General features: G+C 71.3%; 8 protein-coding genes. 6 read left to right on the top strand and 2 right to left on the bottom strand.

What is annotated here, in order from left to right; all coding sequences use genetic code 11:
• Window positions 1-240: 240 nt before the first annotated feature.
• Together GKQ77_RS23905 and GKQ77_RS23900 are read right to left on the bottom strand one after the other, a co-directional pair.
• A complete protein-coding gene (locus GKQ77_RS23905; RefSeq protein WP_219690991.1) occupies window positions 241-1,263 on the bottom strand; it encodes a LacI family DNA-binding transcriptional regulator in 1,023 nt (340 codons plus the stop codon).
• 23 nt (window positions 1,264-1,286) lie between these two features.
• The gene (locus GKQ77_RS23900) at window positions 1,287-2,120 is read right to left on the bottom strand and encodes a response regulator transcription factor (RefSeq protein WP_219690990.1); all 834 of its coding nucleotides are present in this window, start codon (window positions 2,118-2,120) and stop codon (window positions 1,287-1,289) included.
• Window positions 2,121-2,354: 234 nt separating this feature from the next.
• Between GKQ77_RS23900 and GKQ77_RS23895 the strand changes: the two genes are divergently transcribed.
• The 6 genes from GKQ77_RS23895 to GKQ77_RS23875 all read left to right on the top strand — a co-directional run bounded on the left by GKQ77_RS23895 (window position 2,355) and on the right by GKQ77_RS23875 (window position 6,959).
• Entirely contained in the window at window positions 2,355-3,200 is an 846-nt protein-coding gene (locus GKQ77_RS23895; RefSeq protein ID WP_219690989.1) for an alpha/beta hydrolase, read from the top strand.
• 12 nt (window positions 3,201-3,212) lie between these two features.
• Window positions 3,213-3,467, top strand: a complete 255-nt coding sequence (locus GKQ77_RS23890; RefSeq protein WP_055533908.1) for a MoaD/ThiS family protein — start codon at window positions 3,213-3,215, stop codon at window positions 3,465-3,467.
• A gap of 5 nt (window positions 3,468-3,472) precedes the next feature.
• Window positions 3,473-4,774: a hypothetical protein gene (locus GKQ77_RS23885; RefSeq protein WP_219690988.1), complete on the top strand. Its 1,302-nt coding sequence runs from the start codon at window positions 3,473-3,475 to the stop codon at window positions 4,772-4,774.
• A gap of 144 nt (window positions 4,775-4,918) precedes the next feature.
• Entirely contained in the window at window positions 4,919-5,671 is a 753-nt protein-coding gene (locus GKQ77_RS23880) for an LmeA family phospholipid-binding protein (RefSeq protein ID WP_219690987.1), read from the top strand.
• A 195-nt stretch (window positions 5,672-5,866) separates the two neighbouring features.
• On the top strand, window positions 5,867-5,947 hold the full coding sequence (locus GKQ77_RS34185; RefSeq protein ID WP_356580218.1) for a putative leader peptide: 81 nt from the start codon (window positions 5,867-5,869) through the stop codon (window positions 5,945-5,947).
• 166 nt (window positions 5,948-6,113) lie between these two features.
• The gene (locus GKQ77_RS23875) at window positions 6,114-6,959 is read left to right on the top strand and encodes a sulfurtransferase (protein WP_219690986.1); all 846 of its coding nucleotides are present in this window, start codon (window positions 6,114-6,116) and stop codon (window positions 6,957-6,959) included.
• Window positions 6,960-6,998 lie beyond the last annotated feature (39 nt).

Genomic DNA, 6,998 nt, shown 5'->3' with positions numbered 1-6,998 from the left:
GGGGCAGGGGTGGCGCTGGCGGTTTCGCGACGTCGCGTTGGAACGGTTCGGACGACGCGTGGCACCGGTTCGGACGTCGCGGGGCACCGGTTCGGACGTCGCGTGGCACCGAGGAGATATCAAGCCCCGCCCGGCAAATATCAGCCCGTCCGGCGCTTGAGGACGAACTCGGCGAAGCCGGTGATCGACCGAGCCCCCGCCCAGGGTGAGGGGCCAGCCCCGCTCAAGGCCAGAGGCCAGCTATTCGCAGCCGCAGGACTGCCGCACCACCAACCGCGAGGGAAACAGCTTCAGCCGCTCCCGGCGCGAGCCGGCGACCCGCAGGCCGTCGTCCAGGACCAGGTCCACCGCCGCGCGCGCCATCGCGGGACGGTCCGAGGCCACCGTCGTCAGCGGCGGATCCGTCAGACCCGCCTCCTTGACGTCGTCGAACCCGGCCACGGCCAGCTCCCCCGGCACGTCGATGCGCAGCTCCCGTGCCGCCCGGAGCACACCGATCGCCTGGTCGTCCGTGGAGCAGAAGATGGCGCTGGGCCTGTGCGGCCCGGCGAGCAGTTCCAGGCCCACCTGGTACGCGTCGTAGCGGTTGTACGGCGCCTCGAAGAGCCGCCCCTCCACCGAACGCCCGGCCTCCCGCATCGCGCGCCGCCAGCCCTCGACGTGGTCGGAGACGGGGTCGCCGACGGTCGGGGTCTCGGCCATGCCGCCGAGGCAGGCCACGTACTCATGACCGTGTTCGAGGAGGTGCCGCGTGGCGAGCTGCGCGCCGCCGATGTCGTCCGTGACGACCGCGACGTCGTCGATGGCCTCGGGCCGCTCGTGCAGCAGCACCACGCGCGCGTCCCACGCGTCTATCTCGGCGGCGGCCTGGTCGGTCAGGCCGTGGCTGACGAGGATGAGGCCGGAGACCCGCATGCCGAGGAAGGCGCGCAGGTAGTGGGTCTCGCGCTCCTCCACGTAGTCGGAGTTGCCGACGAGGACCATCTTTCCGCGCTCGGACGCCGCCTGTTCGACGGCGTGCGTCATCTCCGCGAAGAACGGCTGGCGCGCGTCCGGCACGATCATGCCTATGAGGTCCGTGCGCCGGGACGCCATGGCCTGCGCGACCCGGTCCGGGCGGTAGCCCAGCTCCTTGATCGCGGCGAGTACGCGCTCGCGCGTGGCCGGGGCGACCGGCCGGGGTCCGTTGTTGATGACATAACTGACGACAGCGGTCGAAGTACCCGCCAGTCGCGCCACATCGTCCCGCGTCACCTTGGCCACGCGCGCAGTCTACGCGGATGGACCTACTGCCCCGTAGGGCGTACGGCCGCTTCTTCCTTGGCGGACGCGACGCGCTCCTCGGCGGACCCGGCGCGCTCCTCCTCGGTGGACCCGGCCCGCTCCCTGGCGGATTCTCCCCGCGGCGTCGCCGCCTTCGCCTTCTCCTCGTCGGCCGCCCGCTCCACCTTCTCCGGGGTGACGAAGCGGTAACCGACATTGCGGACCGTGCCGATGAGCGACTCGTGCTCGACGCCGAGCTTCGCCCGCAGCCGCCGCACATGGACGTCGACCGTGCGCGTACCGCCGAAGTAGTCGTAGCCCCAGACCTCCTGGAGCAGCTGGGCGCGGGTGAAGACCCGGCCCGGGTGCTGCGCCAGGTACTTGAGCAGTTCGAATTCCTTGAAGGTCAGGTCGAGGACCCGGCCCTTGAGCTTCGCGCTGTACGTCGCCTCGTCCACGGAGAGATCGCCGTTGCGGATCTCCATGGGGGAGTCGTCGGAGGTGATCTGCTGGCGGCCCATCGCGAGCCGCAGCCGCGCCTCGACCTCGGCGGGGCCCGCCGTGTCGAGGAGTACGTCGTCGATGCCCCAGTCCGCGGTGACGGCCGCGAGGCCGCCCTCCGTGACGACGAGGACGAGCGGACAGCCGGGGCCCGTGGAGCGCAGCAGCTGGCAGAGGCTGCGCACCTGGGGGAGGTCACGGCGCCCGTCGACGAGGATGACGTCGGCACCGGGGGTGTCGACGAGAGCGGGCCCCTCCGCCGGGGCGACGCGCACGTGGTGAAGGAGCAGGCCGAGGGCGGGGAGCACCTCCGTCGACGGCTGGAGGGCATTGGTCAGGAGCAGCAGAGAGCTCATCGCGCCCCACCTGCCCGGGTCGTCCTGCGGTCGTGCACGTTTCGCTCGCCCATAACGTCGGTTCCTCCTCGGTCCCTGCGAGGACGTTTACGGCACTGCTTCGTACGGATGCTGCCTGTGTTCCCAAGGGCCCGCGCCCGCGGCCCCGCGCGCCGTCGTATACGACACGGCTGAAAGCACAAAAGGACCCGGGGGCTTCGCTGCCCGGATCCTCTGCCCAGCAGAATAGCCCACATGAGTTCCGGTCCGGCAGGTCAAGCGGCGCGATCTTCTGTGCGGCCGATCACTCGCGGTCCGTCCGGTGTTCAACGGCGCGCAACGCTCCGTACACAGGACGGGGTCGCGATCGAGGCCGCGTACGAGCCCGGCCCCGGGCCCGGCGGCGGCGTCGCGATCGTCGTCGCGCACGGCTTCACCGGTGGCCTGGGGCGCCCGCACGTGCGCCGTATCGCGGCCGTGTTCGCCCAGCATGCGGCCGTGGTCACCTTCTCCTTCCGCGGGCACGGGGCCTCCGGCGGGCACTCCACGGTGGGCGACCGCGAGGTGCTCGACCTCGCGGCGGCGGTGGAGTGGGCGCGTTCGCTGGGCCACGCGCGCGTGGTGACCGTCGGTTTCTCGATGGGCGGTTCAGTCGTCCTTCGTCACGCCGCGTCGCACAGGGGGCGCACGGAAGCGCGTACCGACGCGGTCGTCGCGGTGAGCGCACCGGCCCGCTGGTACTACCGGGGGACCGCGCCGATGCGCAGGCTGCACTGGGTCGTCACGCGGCCCGCGGGGCGTGTCGTGGGCCGCTTCGGACTCGGTACGCGAATCCACCCGCACGAGTGGGACCCCGTCCCCCTTTCGCCGGTCGAGTCCGTCCCCCTCATGGGCGCGACGCCGCTGCTCATCGTGCACGGCACGCGGGATCCGTACTTCCCCGTCGACCACCCCAAGGCGCTGGCCGCCGCCGCGCCGCAGGGGGCCCAACTGTGGCTGGAGGACGGCATGGGGCACGCCGAGCACGCGGCCTCGGACGGGCTCGCCGACCGGATCGCCGTGTGGGCCACGGCATCATGGACATCGGCAACCGCCGACTGAAAGGGGAGTCGCATGGTGAACGGCACCATTCGTTACTGGGCCGCTGCCAAGGCGGCCGCGGGCGTCGCCGAGGAGCCGTACGCGGCGGCGACGCTCGCCGAAGCGCTGGACGCCGCCCGCGAGCGGCACCCGGGAGAGCTGGTCCGGGTCCTCCAGCGCTGCTCCTTCCTGATCGACGGCGACCCCGTCGGTACCCGAGGGCATGAGACCGTACGGCTGGCCGAGGGCGGCACGGTCGAGGTGCTCCCGCCGTTCGCAGGAGGATGAGCGCCATGTCCAATCAGCCGTACGAGGGGTATGAGGGGTACGACCCTTATGCCGGGCAGCAGCAGTACCCCGAGGGCCCGTACCGGGACCAGCAGCACCAGCAGCAGTACCAGCAGCAGTCCTACGAGGATCAGCAGCAGCAGTACCAGCAGCCGTATCCGGACGCCCAGCAGCCGTACGCCCAGCAGCCGTACGCGGACCAGCAGCCGTACGCCCAGCCGTATCCGGACCAGCAGCAGTACGCGGACCAGCAGTACGCGGACCAGCAGCACTACCCGCAGGCCTACGCCCAGGACCAGTACTCCCAGGACCAGTACACCCAGCAGTGGGAGGGGCAGACCTGGGAGACGCAGGCGCGGCCGCTCGCCGCGGTGGACGTGACGGAGACCGCGTACCTGCCCGCGCAGGGCGACACGTACAACCCGCCCTCGCCCCCGCGGGAGGAGCGCCCAGCCACGTCGGAGGCGGCGGGAGCGGAGGCGGCACCGGAATCCGAGGGCTCCGGCGCCGGGCCCACCTACGGGCGCGCCACCACCACCGGCAACGCCCGCGTCACGGACGCCCAGCGCGCCCGCGCCGAGGGGCGCTCGCCCGTCATAGAGCCGGGGATGCAGCCCGCGGCGCTGACCGCCGTCCTCGGGCTGCTGCTCGCCGCGGGCGCCGCCGTCGGGCAGTACGCGCTGCTCGTACCGCTGGTGATCCTGCAAGCCGTGACCGCCGCCGGATGGTTCCGGCTCAACGGCATGTGGCCGGCCCGGCAGGGCATCGCGCTCGCCTTCCTCGGCGGTGTCGTCGCCGACGCCGTCCTGCTCGGCGTCGGCAAGGAGAACGCGCCCGCCGCGATCCTCGGCACGCTCGGAGTGTGGGTGCTGCTGGTGCTCGTCCTCCAGCTGCGCAGCCGCGCCGGTGCCGACGAGCGGATGTACGGGCTCATGGCCACCGTCGTCTCCGCCGCGCTCGCGATCATCGCCGCCGGGCACCTCGCGGCCGTTTCCGACGCCGTCACCGTGGGCGGTATCGCCGTCGCCGTCGCGATCCTCGCCCGCGCGCTGCCGCTGCCCACGCCCGTCTCCGTCGTCGTCGCGCTGCTCGCGGCCGCCGGGGCCGGGGTCGCCGTCGGCGGGATGAACGACCTGGGGAGCAAGGGCGCGCTGCTCGCCGTCGGCGCCGGGGTCTGCGCGCTGATCGGGCACCGCGTGGCGAGCTACGACTACCCGTCGCGCTTCGTCCACATGACGGCGGGCGTCGCGCTGCCGCTGGCGGCGGCGGCCCCGGTCGTCTACGTCCTCGGGCGTGCCATCGGCTGACGGCCGTACGCCCCCACAGCCGACGGCCGTGCATCGTCACAGCTGATCGACAGGTCCCCGGCCGGTCCCACCGGCCGGGGACCTGTCCTTTAGGCTCGCGGAAACGACAGCCGAGGCGGGGGGACAAGTGGGGGAACACCGGACATGAGCAAGCGCGCCATACGGATACTTCTGGTCGTCGTGGTGGTCCTCGCAGGTCTCTTCGTGGCGGCCGACCGGCTCGCCGTGAACTTCGCCGAGGGCGAGGCGGCGGAGAAGCTGCGCACCAACGAGGGGCTGAGCGAGACGCCCGACGTCTCCATCAAGGGGTTCCCCTTCCTGACCCAGGTCGCGGGCGGCGAGCTGGACGAGGTCGAGGTGGGCATCAAGGACTACGACGCCAGGTCCGGCTCCGACTCGATCCGCATCGCCGATCTGACGGCCCACATGAAGGGCGTGAAGTTCTCCGGCGACTACAGCTCGGCGAGGGCCGCGACCGCGACGGGCACGGCCCGCGTCTCGTACGACGAACTCCTGAAGGCCGGCAAGTCCGAGCCCGTGGAGCTGCCGCTCGGCGCCACCGGCAAGGTCGTCGGCCTCTCCGACGGCGGCAACGGCAAGATCAAGGTCGAGGTCGAGGTCAGCAAGGGCGGCACGACGCTGCCCAAGCCGGTCCACGTGCTCAGCTCGGTGCGGGTCGAGGGCGACAGCATCGTGGTCCACGCCGACGAGATCCCCAAGAAGCTCGAGGTACTCGGCGTCTCCCTCCCGCTGCCCGAGGGCATGGTCCGGGACGTCACCGACTTCAAGCAGAAGGTCGACGACCTGCCGGCCGGGATAAAGCTCCAGAAGGTCGAGGCGGCGCCGGACGGCGTGGACATGTCCGTGACGGGCTCGGACGTGAGCCTGACCGGCTGAGTCCCGCCGCGGGAGGGCCCTGTCCGCAGTGCGAGACAGGGCCGTCCGGCGGGCGGATGTGACCAGGACTACAGGGAGCCCGCGGCCCCACCGGGGTGGCCGCGGGCTTCCATCATTCCCGCATAGTGGACGATCGCGTCTCAGTATGCGGAGCACCGGTGACACAGCCGCCTCCGCATCCCTACGATCGGCACCATGAACCGACAGGCGGACCTCACGAAGCGGCGGGCAGTAGACCTGTGCCGCGTCGCCGCCATGCTCTGTCGCACCTTCTAGCGGGAGCCGTAACTCCCGCATTCCCCCGGCCCGTCGACGATTCCGGTCAGGGCCGCCCCCCGTGCCACGTACGCCGCACTTCCCCGCGCCTCCCCGCGCTCGTCCGTCGTACCCGCACGTCCCCTCGCACAGCCGTACCGCCGTAACTGCCCCGGAGGAGAGAATCATGAGCCGCAGCGACGTCCTGGTAGACGCCGACTGGGTCGAGGCCCACATCGACGACCCCAAGGTGGTCATCGTCGAGGTCGACGAGGACACCTCCGCGTACGACAAGAACCACATCAAGAACGCGATCCGCATCGACTGGACCAAGGACCTCCAGGACCCGGTCCGCCGTGACTTCATCGACCAGGAGGGCTTCGAGAAGCTCCTGTCGGCGAAGGGCATCGCGAACGACTCCACCGTCGTCCTCTACGGCGGCAACAACAACTGGTTCGCCTCGTACGCCTTCTGGTACTTCAAGCTCTACGGCCACCAGGACGTGAAGCTCCTCGACGGCGGCCGCAAGAAGTGGGAGCTGGACTCCCGCGACCTGGTCGACGGCGCCGAGGTCCCCAAGCGTCCCGCCACCGAGTACAAGGCCAAGGCCCAGGACACCTCGATCCGCGCCTTCCGCGACGACGTCGTGGCGGCCATCGGCTCCAAGAACCTGGTCGACGTGCGCTCGCCCGACGAGTTCAGCGGCAAGCTGCTCGCCCCGGCCCACCTCCCGCAGGAGCAGTCGCAGCGCCCCGGCCACGTGCCGAGCGCCCGCAACATCCCGTGGTCGAAGAACGCCAACGACGACGGCACGTTCAAGTCCGACGACGAGCTGAAGGCGCTCTACGAGGACGAGCAGGTGGACCTCTCCAAGGACACCATCGCCTACTGCCGCATCGGTGAGCGCTCGGCCCTGACCTGGTTCGTCCTGCACGAGCTGCTCGGCCAGACCAACGTCAAGAACTACGACGGCTCCTGGACCGAGTACGGCTCGCTCGTCGGCGTGCCGATCGAGCTCGGCGCCAACAAGTAGTCCCGGGACCTCCCCTCTCCTCCCCTCCCCCCCCCCCCC

Source organism: Streptomyces anatolicus, from assembly GCF_019400875.1.
Lineage (GTDB): Bacteria > Actinomycetota > Actinomycetes > Streptomycetales > Streptomycetaceae > Streptomyces > Streptomyces anatolicus.
Note: the sequence above shows the minus strand (reverse complement) of the source record. Positions and strands in the feature narration are given on the sequence as shown.